The organism is Stenotrophomonas africana, from assembly GCF_013004645.1.
Lineage (GTDB): Bacteria > Pseudomonadota > Gammaproteobacteria > Xanthomonadales > Xanthomonadaceae > Stenotrophomonas > Stenotrophomonas africana.
In genome coordinates, this window is sequence record NZ_JABEME010000002.1 from 135,051 (window position 1) to 149,997 (window position 14,947).

At 67.3% G+C, this 14,947-nt stretch carries 15 protein-coding genes; 10 read left to right on the forward strand and 5 right to left on the reverse strand.

The genetic code is table 11. The features are described 5' to 3' along the window. Positions 1-21 precede the first annotated feature (21 nt). The 3 genes from HLA98_RS04885 to HLA98_RS04895 are packed head-to-tail and all read left to right on the forward strand — an operon-like array spanning position 22 to position 3,472. Positions 22-1,548: an alpha/beta hydrolase gene (locus tag HLA98_RS04885; RefSeq protein WP_057501014.1), complete on the forward strand. Its 1,527-nt coding sequence runs from the start codon at positions 22-24 to the stop codon at positions 1,546-1,548. Then, positions 1,545-2,291 (forward strand): ABC transporter ATP-binding protein, encoded by a 747-nt coding sequence (locus HLA98_RS04890; protein ID WP_049445108.1) that lies wholly within the window; start codon positions 1,545-1,547, stop codon positions 2,289-2,291. The genes HLA98_RS04885 and HLA98_RS04890 overlap by 4 nt, the downstream gene beginning before the upstream one ends. After that, positions 2,288-3,472, forward strand: a complete 1,185-nt coding sequence (locus HLA98_RS04895) for an ABC transporter permease (protein ID WP_032967061.1) — start codon at positions 2,288-2,290, stop codon at positions 3,470-3,472. The genes HLA98_RS04890 and HLA98_RS04895 overlap by 4 nt, the downstream gene beginning before the upstream one ends. Before the next feature lie 72 nt (positions 3,473-3,544). Here HLA98_RS04895 and HLA98_RS04900 read toward each other — a convergent pair whose 3' ends face one another. Next, positions 3,545-3,973 (reverse strand): DUF7832 domain-containing protein, encoded by a 429-nt coding sequence (locus HLA98_RS04900; RefSeq protein WP_057501013.1) that lies wholly within the window; start codon positions 3,971-3,973, stop codon positions 3,545-3,547. Between the two features lie 29 nt (positions 3,974-4,002). After that, complete coding sequence (locus tag HLA98_RS04905; RefSeq protein ID WP_057501012.1) at positions 4,003-4,827, reverse strand: helix-turn-helix domain-containing protein; 825 nt, start codon at positions 4,825-4,827, stop codon at positions 4,003-4,005. Between the two features lie 76 nt (positions 4,828-4,903). Between HLA98_RS04905 and HLA98_RS04910 the strand changes: the two genes are divergently transcribed. Continuing rightward, positions 4,904-5,158, forward strand: coding sequence for a hypothetical protein (locus tag HLA98_RS04910; protein WP_057501011.1), 255 nt, complete (start codon positions 4,904-4,906; stop codon positions 5,156-5,158). Positions 5,159-5,240: 82 nt separating this feature from the next. Here HLA98_RS04910 and HLA98_RS04915 read toward each other — a convergent pair whose 3' ends face one another. Both HLA98_RS04915 and HLA98_RS04920 read right to left on the reverse strand, forming a co-directional pair. Further along, entirely contained in the window at positions 5,241-6,245 is a 1,005-nt protein-coding gene (locus HLA98_RS04915; protein WP_049445093.1) for an energy transducer TonB, read from the reverse strand. A 202-nt stretch (positions 6,246-6,447) separates the two neighbouring features. Next, positions 6,448-7,068 (reverse strand): TIGR00645 family protein, encoded by a 621-nt coding sequence (locus HLA98_RS04920; RefSeq protein WP_012481561.1) that lies wholly within the window; start codon positions 7,066-7,068, stop codon positions 6,448-6,450. 112 nt (positions 7,069-7,180) lie between these two features. Here HLA98_RS04920 and HLA98_RS04925 point away from each other — a divergent pair, with 112 nt between their 5' ends. From HLA98_RS04925 to HLA98_RS04940, 4 genes are all read left to right on the forward strand, one after another. After that, complete coding sequence (locus tag HLA98_RS04925) at positions 7,181-7,870, forward strand: glutathione binding-like protein (protein ID WP_057501010.1); 690 nt, start codon at positions 7,181-7,183, stop codon at positions 7,868-7,870. Positions 7,871-8,020: 150 nt separating this feature from the next. Next, on the forward strand, positions 8,021-10,246 hold the full coding sequence (locus HLA98_RS04930) for a dipeptidyl aminopeptidase 4 (protein ID WP_057501009.1): 2,226 nt from the start codon (positions 8,021-8,023) through the stop codon (positions 10,244-10,246). A 25-nt stretch (positions 10,247-10,271) separates the two neighbouring features. Next, entirely contained in the window at positions 10,272-10,787 is a 516-nt protein-coding gene (locus tag HLA98_RS04935) for a cytochrome c oxidase assembly factor Coa1 family protein (protein ID WP_049445087.1), read from the forward strand. A 237-nt stretch (positions 10,788-11,024) separates the two neighbouring features. Further along, entirely contained in the window at positions 11,025-12,824 is a 1,800-nt protein-coding gene (locus tag HLA98_RS04940) for a DUF885 domain-containing protein (RefSeq protein ID WP_057501008.1), read from the forward strand. Between the two features lie 172 nt (positions 12,825-12,996). Here the strand turns inward: HLA98_RS04940 and HLA98_RS04945 are convergent, their stop codons facing one another. Beyond that, positions 12,997-13,455, reverse strand: coding sequence for a hypothetical protein (locus tag HLA98_RS04945; RefSeq protein WP_049445084.1), 459 nt, complete (start codon positions 13,453-13,455; stop codon positions 12,997-12,999). A gap of 184 nt (positions 13,456-13,639) precedes the next feature. Here HLA98_RS04945 and HLA98_RS04950 point away from each other — a divergent pair, with 184 nt between their 5' ends. Both HLA98_RS04950 and HLA98_RS04955 read left to right on the forward strand, forming a co-directional pair. Then, complete coding sequence (locus HLA98_RS04950) at positions 13,640-13,888, forward strand: hypothetical protein (protein ID WP_006475755.1); 249 nt, start codon at positions 13,640-13,642, stop codon at positions 13,886-13,888. A gap of 122 nt (positions 13,889-14,010) precedes the next feature. Next, a complete protein-coding gene (locus HLA98_RS04955; protein ID WP_049445081.1) occupies positions 14,011-14,928 on the forward strand; it encodes a bestrophin family protein in 918 nt (305 codons plus the stop codon). Positions 14,929-14,947 lie beyond the last annotated feature (19 nt).

Here is a 14,947-nt window from a genome sequence, read left to right on the forward strand (position 1 = left end):
CCTCCAGGGGAAACGAGCACGATGCAAAGACACCACCTCGCGTTGGCCGCAGTGTTGGCCAGCCTGATGCTTGCCGGTTGCAGCCAGTCACCGTCACCCGGCGCCGAAGGCGCCAGCGATGCACCCAGCCGCCGTTTCGGCACGATCGACTTCCAGCCCTGCACGCTGTCCACGGTAGGTGCCAGTGCCAACGTGGAAGCGCAGTGCGCCACCCTGCAGGTGCCGGAGGACCGGGCCCAGCCCGCTGGCCGGCGCATCGGCCTGCGCATCGCCTGGCTGGAGTCGGGCAGCAGCGGCTCCAGCCAGCCCGACCCGGTGTTCTTCCTGGCCGGTGGCCCCGGCCAGGCCGCCAGCGAAGTGGCCGTCATTGTCGATACCGCGCTGCGCCAGGTGCGCAAGCAGCGGGACATCTTCCTGGTCGACCAGCGCGGCACCGGCGGCTCCAACCCGCTCAGCTGCCTCGGCGCGGACGGAAAGGAACTGCCGATGGACGAGGACGCGGCGCCCTCCGAAGCCTTGCTGCGCGACTATGCCCAGCGATGCGCGGCTTCCCTGCAGGGACGTGCGGACGCACGTTTCTACACCACCACCGAAGCCATTGCCGACCTGGACGCGGTCCGCCAGGCCTTGGGCGTGGATCGGGTCAATCTGATCGGTGCGTCCTACGGTACCCGCGTGGCCCAGCGCTATGCGGGTACCTATCCACAGCACACCCGCAGCATCGTCATCGATGGCGTGGTGCCGAATGAGCTGGTGGTGGGCGGCGATTTCGCCAGGACGTTCGAAGATGCGATCGCCCTGCAGTCGGCGCAGTGCCGCAAGGACGCTGCCTGCAGCAAGCGCTTCCCGACCGATACCCGTGCGCAGCTGCGCAGCGTGGTCGAGACCCTGCGCCGTGCACCGGTTCCGGTCGAGTATCGCGATCCCGGCACCTACGACACCCGGAAGGATGTGCTGACACCGGACAGCGTTGTGGGCCTGGCTTTTGCGTTTTCCTATGTACCCCAATACGCCTCATTGCTGCCGCTGGTTCTTGATGAAGCCGCGCACGGCCGCTACGCACCGCTCGCCTCGCTGGCGCGCGGTGCGAACCGCAGCATGGATTTCCAGATCAACCGTGGCATGCATTGGTCGGTGATCTGCAGCGAAGATGCGCCGCGCTACCAGGCGCCGGCCGAGGATCCCGGGCGCCTGTTCGGCAACGACGTGGCAAGTTCCTTCTTTGCCGCCTGCCCGGCATGGCCGCACCGGCCGGCACCGGCAGCCAATGCCGTGCCGCTGCGCAGTGACGTACCGGCGCTGCTGTTGTCTGGTGAACTGGACCCGGTGACCCCGCCGCGCTATGCCGAGCAGGTCCTCAAGGGCCTGCCCAATGGACGCGCGCTGGTCGCCCGCGGCCAGGGCCACGGCACACTGACCGCCGGTTGCATGCCGCGCCTGCTCGGCCAGTTCATCGACACGACCGATGCCAGGGCGCTGGATGCCGGCTGCCTGGACACGCTGAGCTACGTGCCGGCGTTCACCTCGTTCAACGGATGGGAACCATGATCGTCGCCGACAACCTGCACAAGGCCTTCGACACCCGCACGGGCCGCATCCAGGCGGTCGCCAACGTTGGCTTCCGCGCCGAGGATGGTCGCATCACCGGCCTGCTGGGGCCCAATGGCGCCGGCAAGACCACCACCATGCGCATGCTGTACACGCTGATGACGCCCGACCAGGGCAGCATCAGCGTCGATGGTGTGGACGCTGCGCGCAATCCGGTGGAAGTGCGTCGCCATCTCGGCGTGCTGCCCGATGCGCGTGGCGTCTACAAGCGCCTGACCGCGCGCGAGAACATCGCTTACTTCGGCGAACTGCATGGACTTTCGGCCGAGCGCATCCGCGAGCGCATCGAGGTGCTGTCGCACGCGCTGGACATGGGTGACATCCTCGACCGCCAGACCGATGGCTTCTCGCAGGGCCAGCGCACCAAGACCGCGATTGCCCGCGCGCTGGTGCACGACCCGCGCAACGTCATTCTCGATGAACCGACCAACGGCCTGGACGTGATGACCACGCGCGCACTGCGCCGCTTCCTGCTGGGTCTGCGCGAAGAGGGCCGCTGCGTGATCCTGTCCAGCCACATCATGCAGGAGGTGGCCGCGCTGTGCGATCACATCGTGATCATCGCCAAAGGCACGGTGATGGCCGCCGGCAGCGCCGATGAACTGCGCACGCAGTCCGGCGAATCCAACCTGGAGGATGCGTTCGTGAAACTGATCGGCAGCGAAGAGGGCCTGCACGCATGAGCATGATGTCGACCCTTATGACGGTGATGCGCAAGGAGCTGCGTGACCTGTCGCGCGACCGCCGTACGCTGGCGCTGACCCTGCTGTTCGGGCCGCTGCTGTACCCGCTGCTGATCCTGGGCATGGGCAAGCTGTCCGAAAGCCGCGTGCGCACGCAGATCGAGCAGCCCCTGCAGATTCCCACCATCGGCGCCGAACATGCGCCGAACCTGGTGCGCTTCCTGGCTGCCCAGGGCCTGAATGCCGCTGCTGCGCCGAAGGACCTGGCCGAGGCCATCCGTTCGCAGGACATCGACGTGGCGCTGCGTATCAGCCCGGACTTCGGCAGGGACTGGGCCGATGGCAAGCCGGCGCTGGTGGAGGTGATCAGTGACAGCACACGACGCGCCGCCGAGGTGCCCACTGCGCGCCTGCAGGCGGCGTTGGCCACATACAACGGGCAGGTGGGGGCGCTGCGGCTGATGGCGCGGGGCATCGACGCCCAGGTCGCACGGCCACTGGACGTGGCCAGCCAGGACATGGCCAGTGCCGAAGCCAAGCGTGGCCTGATGCTGTCAGCGTTGTTGCCGATCCTGCTGACCCTCACCTCGTTCCTCGGGGGTGCCTACCTGGTGATGGACACCACCGCCGGCGAGCGTGAGCGGCAGTCGCTGGAGCCGCTGCTGGCCACGCCGGGGTCGCGCAGCGCCATTGTCAGCGGCAAGATCGCCGCCGCCTGCATGGTCGGCTTTGCGTCGCTGCTGTTGACCCTGGCCGCGTTCAAGGTGAGCGCGCAGATCGCCCCCGGCAACATCGGCCGCCAGCTCAACATGAACATCATGGCGATGGTGCAGATGCTGCTGGTGATGCTGCCGATGCTGCTGATCGGCACCTCGCTGCTGACCTTCCTGGCCGCAGCCGCCAAGAGCATGAAGGAAGCGCAGAGCCACATGACCTGGTTGATGCTGCTGCCGATGCTGCCGGGCTATGCGCTGATTGCCTACCCGGTGAAGAGCCAGCTGTGGCAGTACGCCGTGCCGTTCCTGTCGCAGAACCAGATGCTGCTGAAGGTGATCCGCCACGAGACCATCACACCGGCGGTCTGGGCCATCTACCTCGGCGCCAGCCTCGGCCTGGCCGCCGTGCTGTGGTTCGCCGCCGTGCGCCGTTATCACAACGAGCGTCTGGCCATCTCTGGCTGAGCGCGGGTGGTGGCACCGGGCCATACCCGGCGGATTTCGAACGAGGCCCGGTTACTCCGGGCCTCATTGATTTCAGGACTGCGTTGCCTGCCAAGCGGCGAAGCGCTGGGCGACCACCGGTGCCAGCCGGTCGAAGTTCTCCCAGGTATCAGCGACGTGGTACAGATCCGGGACATTGGCGCCCAGCTGTTCCTCATAGTCATCCAGGTACTGGCCATTCTCGAGGTCGTAGTACGCAGCGGTGAACGTGTCGGCTTCATCACTGATCAGATCGTCGACGAATTTGCCGTCGCTGCACTCCAGCAGGAACAGGCCTGGCGTCGTTCTGCGTTCCAGCAGCGCTTGCAGGTCTTCTACTGCGTCTTCTGCCAGTTCCGCGCTTGCCATTCCCTGTAGCAGCAGCCACGCCAGGTACATGCCAATGTGAGTAGCCCCAGCCTCTGCAGGAAGATCCGTGGGGAAATCACCGCCGGAATGCCAGCTGGCGTCGTCGTACTTCATCTGTTCTTCCCTTGAGATCGACAGCGAGCTTAGGAGGTGCGGAAAGGCGGCGGAAGTGCCGAATGCGTCAGCCCTTTTCCATACCGCGCAGGCGTCACCCCCATCTCACGCTTGAACACGTTGATGAAGGAACTGGGCGTCTCGTAGCCCATCGACAGGGCGACGCTGATCACCGGCTCGCCCGCCAGCAGGCGTGGCAGCGCCAGCAGTACGCGCAGGCGCTGCCGCCACTGGCTCAAGGTCATGCCTGTTTCGGCCTGCCAACGGCGGGCGAGACTGCGGCTGGACAGCCCGCTGGTGGCCGCCCACGCCTCGACATTGCGCAGGTCGTCCGGCCAACGCGCCAGCACCGAAGCGATCTTCTGCAGTCGCCGGTCACGCGGTTGTGGCAGGGCAAGCGGCAGGGGCGTGCTGGCGGCAATCTCATCGGCGATCACACCGGCCAGTCGTGCCTGCGCAGCATCCAGTGGCGGGTGGGGCCACCGCAGCGCACGTGTTGTTGCCGCCTGCAGCAGTGCATCGGGCTGGAAAATGCGCGGTGTGGTGGGCAGACCCAGGCAGGCCTCGGCGTTGAAGTACAGGCTCCAGCCATCGAACCCGTCTGCGCCCAGCAGTGCGTGGGGTAGCAATGGCGGTATCCAGGCGACGTGACCTGCGGGCAGCAGCCAGTGCAGGTCGTCGGCGGCGATCCGCAGCAGCCCCTGATGCGCACCCAGCAGCTGCCCACGGGCATGCCGGTGGCGGGCCGTGCGACGCTTGCCGAGCTGGTGCAGCCGGGCCGCCAGCACCATCGGCCCATCGGCGGCATCGGCCAACGTGGGGTCGAGCAATGGAGGAGTTGTCTGATCTGCCATATCCATTGGCAGTTATACGGCAGAAGCGTCGCGTCCGTGCCCCGACACTGGAGCCCACTTAACGGAGCGCTTCCCCATGCAGCCACAGGACATTCTTCCCGACCATCAGAACGACGTGCAGGTGAACGGCCTCACCGTGCGCAAGGGCAGTGTGGGTGCTTTCCTCGCCAGCGTTCGTGACTGGCAGGATCCGGCCAGCGATCCCGCCACCCGTGTCACTGCCGAAGCCGACCTGCGTGCGCTGCTGCCGGGCCTGCATGCGTTGGGTCTGTTCCAGGTGCTGACAGCGCGTGATCCGGCACTGCAACGCCTGATCGATGGAGCGGCCTGAAACGGACAAGGCCCGGACATGCCGGGCCTTGGCGTCATTGCAGGGGCAGAAACGACTTAATCCCCTCCGTCCCCTTTTTCGTTCAGTTGTTGCCCGGCGCGAACACCAGCGTACGGCGGGTGGTCACCGGCGCGCTGACCGGCTCGAAGCGCCAGCGCTTGACCGCGTTCAGGGCTTCACGGTCGAACACGCGTCCCGGCGTCGCGCGCAGCACGCGAGCGTTCACCACCGAGCCGTCAGTGCCGACGGTGATCTCCACCAGTACTTCGCCGGAGGTTCCCGAACGCAGGGCTTCGCCCGGATAGCGCGGCGCCGGTGTGCTGACCGGGCGCAGGGTGGGCGCTGCGGGTGCGGCGGCCTGGCGTGCGGCGCTGGCCTGCTGCGCGGCGGCCTGCTGCTGCTTCTGCTCGGCCTCACGACGGGCGGCGGCCTGGCGCTCGGCCTCCTGGCGCTCGTTGTCGCGGCGCGCGGCATCCTGCTGCGCGGCAATCTGCTTGGCGGCGTCGGCTTCCTTGGCGCGCTGCTCGGTCAGGCGCTGCTGCTCGGTCTGCTGCTTGCTGCGGTCCTCGGCGTCCTTCTTCGCCTTCTCGGCTTCGGCTTCGGTGCGCTTGGCCGCGTTCTGCACGCCCTTGGCCAGGCCATCCTTCAGGCGCGGCAGCGCCGGCGCGGAGGCATCCACCTTCTCGATCAGTGCCACCAGGCGCTGCGCTTCGGTGTAGTCCTCGCGGCCCAGGTGCTGTTCGGCGGCGATCAGGGTGTAGGGCAGCAGGTCGGTCAGCGCGCTCTTCACCGAGGCGTCGTCCGGGGTCTTGTCGCGCAGGGCGAGGTAGTACTCGATGGCGTTGTCGCCGGCCGGCGCGTACATGCGGTTCTCGCGCAGGGCCTGGCTGGCCGACTCACGCAGCTGCTCGGTGCCCATCGACTGCACCTTGGCGGCGACCACCGGTGCGGCCGGTGCAGCGGCGGTGGGTGCGGCGGCCGGGGCCGGTGCTGCGGTTTCTTCCTTGCCCGAGCAGGCGGCCAGTGCCAGTGCCAGGGCAACCGGCAGCCACCGGCGCGCGGCGGTGATCGTTGAGACGTGCGACATCCTGCTCCCCTCTAGAAGACGACGTGACGTAAATCATTGATACGCATGGCCGGGACCTGCGGTCCGGGCGCGGCAGGGTGACGTTTCCCGACGCCACCGCCGGCAACGGCGAGGGTGCAATCTAGCATCCCGGCCACCGCCGCGTACAAGGGGCAGGGGCCGGGACGGGGCAGCGGCGGTCAAGCCGCTGGTGGCGCCGACCTCAGTGGTCGTGCGCCTTGTCGTGCGACCTGCTGTGGCTGTTGGACATCAGCTTGTCGGTCCAGGCAATGCCGATCGCCGACAGGATGAACACGCAGTGGATGATGGTCTGCCACAGCACGCCGTCCTGGGTCAGCATCGAGCAGCGGGCGACACCGATGTTGGCCGCGGCCACGCTCATCTGCTCCGGCGTGCACAGCGGAATACCGCCCAGCGCACCGCTGGCGATGAAAGTCTTCAGCAGGTGGATCGAGGAGATGCCGATGATCGCCATCGCCAGCTTCACCTTCAGCACGCTGGCATTGACGTGGCTCAGCCACTCCGGCTGGTCCGGGTGGCCTTCCAGGCGCAGGCGCGAGACGAAGGTTTCGTAGCCACCGACGATCACCATCACCAGCAGGTTGGAGATCATCACCACGTCGATCAGGCCCAGCACGATCAGCATGATCTGCTGCTCGCCCATCGACACCGAATGCGAGATCAGGTGCCACAGTTCCTTGCCGAACAGGAACACATAGACGCACTGCGCCACGATCAGGCCCAGGTACAGCGGCAGCTGCAGCCAGCGCGAGGCGAAGATCAGCGTGGACAAGGGGGAGAGCGGCGGGCGGTTTGCACTCATGCGAGGGATGCTGCGTTGCGGGGGAGAGGCGAGGTTACCGGCCTGCCATGACGGTGCCAACCCAACTCACGCACTAGACTTCAGGTTCCTTTCCGCACCCCGAGCCGACGCCATGATCGACCTGTATTACTGGCCCACCCCGAACGGCCACAAAGTGACCCTGCTGCTGGAGGAGACCGGCCTGGACTACCGCATCCACCCGGTCAACATCGGCTCGGGCGACCAGTTCAAGCCGGAATTCCTCGCCATCTCCCCCAACAACAAGATGCCGGCCATCGTCGACCATGCCCCGGCCGATGGCGGCGCCCCGCAGAGCGTGTTCGAGTCTGGCGCGATCCTGCTGTACCTGGCCGAAAAGACCGGCCAGTTCCTGCCCAGCGACCCGCGCGGCCGCGTCACCACCCTGGAATGGCTGTTCTGGCAGATGGCCGGTCTGGGTCCCATGAGCGGCCAGATGGGCCACTTCAACGTCTACGCGCCGGAGAAGATCCCGTATGCCATCGAGCGCTACGACAACGAAGTGCGCCGGCTGCACGGCGTGATGGACAAGCGTCTGACCCAGCATGCCTTCCTGGCCGGTGACGAATACACCATCGCCGACATGGCCAGCTACCCGTGGGTCGGCGCCTACGACAAGCTGCCGGTGGACTTCGCTTCCTTCCCGAACCTCAAGCGCTGGCACGAGACGATTGCCGCGCGCCCGGCCACCCAGCGCGCCTATGCCCTGCGCCAGCAGGTGAACCCGAACGCCGGCAAGCCGCTCAGCGACGAAGAGCGCAGGCACCTGTTCGGCCAGCGTTGACCCGGGCAGCTGAAGATGGGTGCCGACCGTCGGTCGGCACCGCGTATGGGCAGAAGGTCATGCTGCCTTCCTGCACGGGCTTGGTTAGGATGGGGAACGACCACCCCGTGCTCCGAGCCGGGGTGGACCTGCCGTTTGCCGGGATCCTCCATGCGCCACCTGTTCGCTTCGCTCGCCCTCATGCTCGCCACCACAACCGCCGCCCACGCTGAAAAGCTGACCCTGGAAGCCATCACCGGCCCGCTGCCGTTGTCCGGCCCGACCCTGATGAAGCCGAAGGTGGCGCCGGACGGTTCGCAGGTCAGTTTCCTGCGCGGCAAGGACAGCGACCGCAACCAGCTGGACCTGTGGACCTACGACATCGGCAGCGGTCAGACCCGCCTGCTGGTCGATTCCAAGGTAGTGCTGCCCGGCACCGAGACCCTCAGCGATGAGGAAAAGGCACGCCGCGAACGCCAGCGCATCGCCGCGATGACCGGCATCGTCGATTACCAGTGGTCGCCGGACGCGCAGCGCCTGCTGTTCCCGTTGGGCGGCGAGCTGTACCTGTACGACCTCAAGCAGCAGGGCCAGGCCGCAGTACGCCAGCTGACCCACGGTGAAGGCTTCGCCACCGACGCCAAGCTGTCGCCCAAGGGCGGCTTCGTCAGCTTCATCCGCGGCCGCAACCTGTGGGTGATCGACCTGGCCAGTGGCCAGCAGCTGCAGCTGACCCGCGACGGCAGCACCACCATCGGCAACGGCGTGGCCGAGTTCGTCGCCGACGAGGAAATGGATCGCCACACCGGTTACTGGTGGGCGCCGGACGATTCGGCGATTGCCTTTGCCCGCATCGACGAATCCCCGGTACCGGTGCAGAAGCGCTACGAGGTCTATGCAGACTGCACCGACGTGATCGAACAGCGTTACCCGGCCGCCGGCGATGCCAACGTGCGCGTGCAGCTGGGCGTGATCGCACCGGCCGCCGATGCGCAGCCGCGTTGGGTCGACCTCGGCAAGGAACAGGACATCTATCTGGCCCGCGTCGATTGGCGCGATGCGCAGCACCTGAGCTTCCAGCGCCAGTCGCGCGACCAGAGGCAGCTGGACCTGGTGGAAGTGGCGCTCGATTCCAACCGCCAGCGCGTGCTCGCCCACGAGACCAGCCCGACCTGGGTGCCGCTGCACAACAGCCTGCGCTTCCTTGAAGACGGCAGCGTGCTGTGGTCATCCGAGCGCACCGGCTTCCAGCACCTGTACCGCATCGACAGCAAGGGCAAGACCACCGCGTTGACCCATGGCAACTGGCCGGTGGACGAGCTGCTGGCGGTCGATGAAAAGGCCGGCAAGGCCTACTTCCGCGCTGGCATCGAGACCTCGCGCGAAAGCCAGATCTACGCGGTATCGCTGCAGGGCGGTGAGCCGCAGCGCCTGTCGAAGGCACCGGGCATGCACAGCGCCAGCTTCGCCCGCAATGCAAGCGTCTATGTGGACAGCTGGTCCAACAGCACCACGCCGCCGCAGATCGAACTGTTCCGCGCCAATGGCGAGAAGATCGCCACCCTGCTCGAGAACGACCTGGCCGATCCCAAGCATCCGTATGCGCGCTACCGCGATGCGCAGCGCCCGGTCGAGTTCGGCACGTTGATGGCTGCCGATGGCAAGACTCCGCTGAACTACAGCCTGATCAAGCCGGCCGGCTTCGATCCGTCCAAGCGCTACCCGGTGGCCGTGTACGTCTACGGCGGTCCGGCCAGCCAGACCGTTACCAACAGCTGGCCCGGCCGTGGCGACCACCTGTTCAACCAGTACCTGGCCCAGCAGGGCTACGTGGTGTTCTCGCTGGACAACCGTGGCACCCCGCGACGTGGCCGCGACTTCGGTGGCGCGTTGTACGGCAAGCAGGGCACGGTGGAAGTGACCGACCAGCTGCGCGGCGTGACCTGGCTGAAGCAGCAACCGTGGGTGGACCCGGCGCGCATCGGTGTGCAGGGCTGGTCCAACGGTGGCTACATGACCCTGATGCTGCTGGCCAAGGCCTCGAACCAGTACGCCTGTGGCGTGGCCGGTGCGCCGGTCACCGACTGGGGCCTGTACGACAGCCACTACACCGAACGCTACATGGATCTGCCGGCGCGCAATGAAGCGGGTTACCGCGAAGCGCGCGTGCTGACCCATATCGACGGCCTGCGCTCGCCGTTGCTGCTGATCCACGGCATGGCCGACGACAACGTGCTGTTCACCAATTCAACCAGCCTGATGAGCGCGTTGCAGAAGCGTGCGCAGCCGTTCGAGTTGATGACCTACCCGGGTGCCAAGCATGGCCTGTCCGGTGCCGATGCCCTGCATCGCTACCGCGTGGCCGAAGCCTTCCTGGGACGTTGCCTGAAACCCTGATCCGCAGCCGGGAAGGAGCCCGCCGATGACCCTGCCACCCCCGATTCCCGCCCACCGACAGACGCCAGCCGGTTGGTGGTGCCGTCATTGGCGCTGGGCGATGCCGTTGACGGTGGTGCTGGTGCTGGGCGGTGCAGGTGGCGTGGTGACCTGGAGCGTGTTGCGCTGGAGCGAGGCGGCACGCGAGAGCCCGCCGATGCGCGAAGCGCTGCGTCGCGCGGGCTGCAGCATCGAACTGGTGGAAGCCTTCGGCGAGCCGCTGCATATTGAATCGATGCCACTGGGCAGCATGCAGACCGCGATCAACGGCCAGCGCGATGTCGGCCTGACCGTGGCCCTGGAGGGTCCGCACGCGCACGGTCGGCTGTTCGTGAAGGGCACCCGCAGTGACGACGTTTGGGATTACCCGGTGATGTACGTGCTGGGCGAGAACAAGCAGACCTTCGACCTGACGGCGCTGGATGATGATGAAGCCGCGCAGGAGTGCGAGCTGCAGGCCTGCCGCGAACGCGGCGAATGCCCGCTGACCGCCGCGTTGTGACCTCCGCGGGCAGGCGACTGCGGGACGTCGGCTGGGTAGAGTCGACTGTCAGTTGACTGCTCTTCGATCAGATAGCGAAACCTCCGCGCTGCGCGCGATAGTCGACTGACAGTCGACCCTACGCCGGCAGGCTTCCGCGGAGCGCCGGCTGCACAACCAGCCCGCCATGACTTCCCGCCGATTGTCGCCATCGCCGTGAGCGCGTAGGGTGCGGGCAACCCTTTGCTGGAGTGTCCCATGAAGCCGATTGCGCTCGCCGTTGCCCTGGCCCTGACTGCCGCCCCGCTGCTGTCCGCCCCGCCGGCCCTGGCCGCGCCGGCTGCGAAGGCTGCCACACCGGCCAGCCCGGCCTGGGTCGCCCGCAGCAATGCGCTGGCGCAGATCCTGCTGGATGCGCAGGGGCCGTTCCAGCCGGAAGAGACCGGCTTCTTCGGCGTGCCCGGCTACGACGACAAGGTGGCTGACCTCGGTCCGGACAACGGCAAGCGCTACCGCGCTGCGATGGCCAAGGCCCGCGACGAACTGAAGGCGAAGCTGGCCACCGAGAAGGATCCCAATGTCCGCCAGGACCTTGAGATCATGATTCACGCCGCCAGCCAGAACATCGAAGGCAGCGAGCTCAACGAGAAGTACCTGCTGCCGTGGAGCGATGCGCCGCAGACCGTGTTCAGCGGCCTCAACCTGCTGCTGTCCGACCAGGTGCCGGCCGAGCGCCGGGCCAAGGCGCTCGACCGCCTCAAGGCCTATGCGGGCCTGCAGCAGGGCGGCACCGCCTTCACCACGCTGGCCCGCCAGCGCTACGAAGAACGCCTGAAGGACAGCAGCCTGCTGCAGCCGACGAAGATCGAAGTGCAGCAGTCGCTGGACAACGTCGAGACCTACATCACCGGCATCGAGTCGCTGCTGAAGAAGTACCAGATCGCCGGCGCCGATGAGGCGATGAAGGCACTGGCCGGGCAGATGAAGGACTACGCCAGCTGGACGCGCACCACCGTGCTGCCGAAGGCGCGCGCCGACGCACGCCTGCCGGCGCCGCTGTACGCCTACCAGCTCAAGCAGGTCGGGATCGACATCGACCCGAAGCTGCTGATGCAGCGCGCGCAGCTGGAGTTCATGGAAACCCGCTCGGCGATGCAGCAGCTGGCGCCGCTGGTGGTGAAGGACAAGGGCCTGAAAGTGGCCGACCCGAGCGACCCGGTGGCGGTGATCCGCGCACTGAAGGCCGACAAGATTGCCGACGATCATCTGGAAGGCCACTACCGCAAGGTGATCGATGCGATCGACCCGCTGATCCGCGAGCACGCCATCGTCGACGTGCCCAAGCGCGCCATGCAGATGCGCCTGGGTTCGGCTGCCGAGAGCGCGGCCAGCCCGGCTCCGCATTTCCTGCCGGCGCCGCTGGTCAACAACACCGGGCAGCAGGGCACCTTCGTGCTGCCGCTGGGCAATCCGGCGGCGGGCCCGGGCGCACAGTACGACGATTTCAACTTCGGTGCGGCGGCGTGGACGCTGAGCGCGCATGAAGGCCGCCCCGGCCACGAGCTGCAGTTCACCGCGATGGTCGAGCGTGGCATCTCGCTGGCGCGCACCATGTTCGCGTTCAATTCGGTGAACGTGGAAGGCTGGGCGCTGTATGCCGAGGCCGAGATGGTGCCGTACGAGCCGCTGGACGGGCAGATGATCGCCCTGCAGTTCCGCCTGCTGCGGGCCGCGCGCGCGATGCTGGACCCGATGCTCAACCTCGGCCTCACCGACCGCGCCAATGGCGAGCGCGTGCTGATGGAGCAGGTCGGCCTGTCCAAGGCGATGGCCACCCAGGAACTGGACCGCTACATGGTGCGCATGCCCGGCCAGGCGGGCAGCTACTTCTATGGCTACACCCGCATCCTCGAACTGCGCATGCAGACCGAGCTGGCGCTGGGTGCGAAGTTCGACCGCCTGGCCTTCAACAACTTCCTGCTCGACCAGGGCCTGCTGCCGCCGGACCAGCTGGCCGACGCGGTGAACAAGGTGTTCGTGCCGAAGTACAAGCGCTGAACACCCTCCGGTAGTGCCGGCCGCTGGCCGGCAACCGGTGTTGGTAGATGCCGACCTTGGTCGGCGCTGTGGGTTCGTGCCAACCAAGGTTGGCACCCACCAGAGCGATGTGTTGGCCGTTGCAGGGATGTGCCGGCCAGCGGCCGGCACTACCCGCGGTGACGCTGCTGCGTCACCGCTGCGGGGTGATCACCTGTGTCGGCAACCGCGCCGGCGGTGCCGGATTCGGCACCCAGATCGCGACGCCGGCGGCGCGCTTCTGCGTGGTCGGAATACCGATGCCGACGCCGCCACCGACGTGCGACCCGAACGAACCGGCGCCGACCGACATGCCCACCGGCGAGCCACTGCTGCCCACGCCCATCAACACCACGCCATTGGCGCCGAGCGCGGCGGCCTCACGCTTCAGGCGTGCCACGGCGGCATCGGTCTGGCCCTGGGTGCCGAAGCCGACGGCGGACGCCGATTCCAGCTGGGCGATTTCCTGGGAACCGGCCGGCGGAGTCGAATAGATCTGCACCAGCGCCGGATCGATCGGTGCGCGGGCGTGGCCCAGCATCACCTTGGAGGTGCTGGCACAGCCAGCGGCGACCAGCAGGATGGCCGCCAACGCGGCCCAACGGATGTTCATGGCACGACCCCTGTAGGACTGGTTGCGATCATCGGCGGGCCACTCTGAATCGGCGCCAACACCCGGGCCAGGGCTCGCACGGCAGCACGCTAGCACGGTGCGGGTGACAGCCCCGCCAATGGCAGTAGGCGGCGGCAGCGGGAACGTCTATGGTTGGGGCAGGAACCAACTGCGGGAGAGCGGCATGGGTGTGATCAGTCTGTTGTGGGGCGTACTGGCGCTGTTGTGGATGATCCTGGCGCTGATTCCACTGCTCGGCTGGGGCAACTGGTTCCTGATCCCGTTCGCTGCGGTGGGCGCGGTCATCGCCGCGCTGGGCATCCTGTTCACCCACCCGAGCAAGCGTGGCCGGGCCTGGGCCGGTCTGGTCCTGAACGGCATCGTGGTGGTGGTGGGCATCCTCCGCCTCGGCCTGGGTGGTGGCGTCATCTGAGCCCACGCCCGGGTGCGACAGGGCGTCGCAGGCGCACGGTCCATGGCCGGGCAGGGGCGTACAATGAATGGCTGCGCGAGCCCCCCGCGTGCCTGTGAATCCGCGCCCGGCGCGGCTGCCCCATGATCATCCGACCCCGTCCCCACGGCTGGCAACTGCTGTACATCCTGCGCGGTTCGATCGTCAAAGCGATCGCACCCAAGGTGCTGGCCATCCTGATCCTGTCCATCGCCGTGGCTGCGGTGGTGGAACTGGCGCCGCCGACCGGCATTGAACGCGTGTCGGTCACGCCGTTCACCCTGCTCGGCCTGGTGCTGTCGATCTTCCTCAGCTTCCGCAACAGCGCCTGCTACGAGCGCTGGTGGGAAGGCCGCAAGCTGTGGGGCCAGCTGGTCTACGAATCGCGTTCGCTGGCCCGCCAGGTGAACCTGCTGCTGGCCGATGACACCGGCCGCCGTCGCCGCATCGCCTACCTCACCACCGCGTTCGCCCACGCGCTGGCCGGGCGCCTGCGCGGGCGCATCGTGGCGCTGATGGCCCTGCCGTGGCTGGACAAGCGCCAGCGCGAACAGCTGGGCCAGCGCGAGAACGTGCCCGACGCGCTGCTCTCGATGATCGCCGCCGAGCTGGCCCAGGCGCTGCGCGCCGGTGAGCTCGACCCGATCCTCTACACCCAGCTGGAAGAGCGCCTGCACGCGATGTCGTCGATCCAGGCCGGCTGTGAGCGCATCCTCACCACGCCGCTGCCGTTCGCCTACACCCTGCTGCTGCACCGCTGCGCGTGGATGTTCTGCGTGCTGCTGCCGTTCGGCCTGGCCAGTTCGCTGGGTTGGGGCACGCCGGTGCTGTCGGCGGTGCTGGCCTATGCCTTCTTCGGCCTGGACCAGCTGGGCGAAGAAATGGAAGACCCGTTCGGCCTGGAGCCGAACGACCTGCCGCTGGACGCGCTGGTGCGCACGATCGAGATCGACCAGCTCGACGCGCTCGGCGAACGCCCCTTGCCCGAACCCCTGCTGCCGCAGGGTTACCTGTTGCAATAGCCACTCCTCGGAGCCTGCC

Excerpts from the sequence above, each read along its gene's own strand:
- HLA98_RS04885 (WP_057501014.1), top strand. The coding sequence starts at position 22 with ATGCAAAGACACCACCTCGCGTTGGCCGCAGTGTTGGCCAGCCTGATG.
- HLA98_RS04890 (WP_049445108.1), top strand. The coding sequence starts at position 1,545 with ATGATCGTCGCCGACAACCTGCACAAGGCCTTCGACACCCGCACGGGC.
- HLA98_RS04895 (WP_032967061.1), top strand. The coding sequence starts at position 2,288 with ATGAGCATGATGTCGACCCTTATGACGGTGATGCGCAAGGAGCTGCGT.
- HLA98_RS04900 (WP_057501013.1), bottom strand. The coding sequence starts at position 3,973 with ATGAAGTACGACGACGCCAGCTGGCATTCCGGCGGTGATTTCCCCACG.
- HLA98_RS04905 (WP_057501012.1), bottom strand. The coding sequence starts at position 4,827 with ATGGCAGATCAGACAACTCCTCCATTGCTCGACCCCACGTTGGCCGAT.
- HLA98_RS04910 (WP_057501011.1), top strand. The coding sequence starts at position 4,904 with ATGCAGCCACAGGACATTCTTCCCGACCATCAGAACGACGTGCAGGTG.
- HLA98_RS04915 (WP_049445093.1), bottom strand. The coding sequence starts at position 6,245 with ATGTCGCACGTCTCAACGATCACCGCCGCGCGCCGGTGGCTGCCGGTT.
- HLA98_RS04920 (WP_012481561.1), bottom strand. The coding sequence starts at position 7,068 with ATGAGTGCAAACCGCCCGCCGCTCTCCCCCTTGTCCACGCTGATCTTC.
- HLA98_RS04925 (WP_057501010.1), top strand. The coding sequence starts at position 7,181 with ATGATCGACCTGTATTACTGGCCCACCCCGAACGGCCACAAAGTGACC.
- HLA98_RS04930 (WP_057501009.1), top strand. The coding sequence starts at position 8,021 with ATGCGCCACCTGTTCGCTTCGCTCGCCCTCATGCTCGCCACCACAACC.
- HLA98_RS04935 (WP_049445087.1), top strand. The coding sequence starts at position 10,272 with ATGACCCTGCCACCCCCGATTCCCGCCCACCGACAGACGCCAGCCGGT.
- HLA98_RS04940 (WP_057501008.1), top strand. The coding sequence starts at position 11,025 with ATGAAGCCGATTGCGCTCGCCGTTGCCCTGGCCCTGACTGCCGCCCCG.
- HLA98_RS04945 (WP_049445084.1), bottom strand. The coding sequence starts at position 13,455 with ATGAACATCCGTTGGGCCGCGTTGGCGGCCATCCTGCTGGTCGCCGCT.
- HLA98_RS04950 (WP_006475755.1), top strand. The coding sequence starts at position 13,640 with ATGGGTGTGATCAGTCTGTTGTGGGGCGTACTGGCGCTGTTGTGGATG.
- HLA98_RS04955 (WP_049445081.1), top strand. The coding sequence starts at position 14,011 with ATGATCATCCGACCCCGTCCCCACGGCTGGCAACTGCTGTACATCCTG.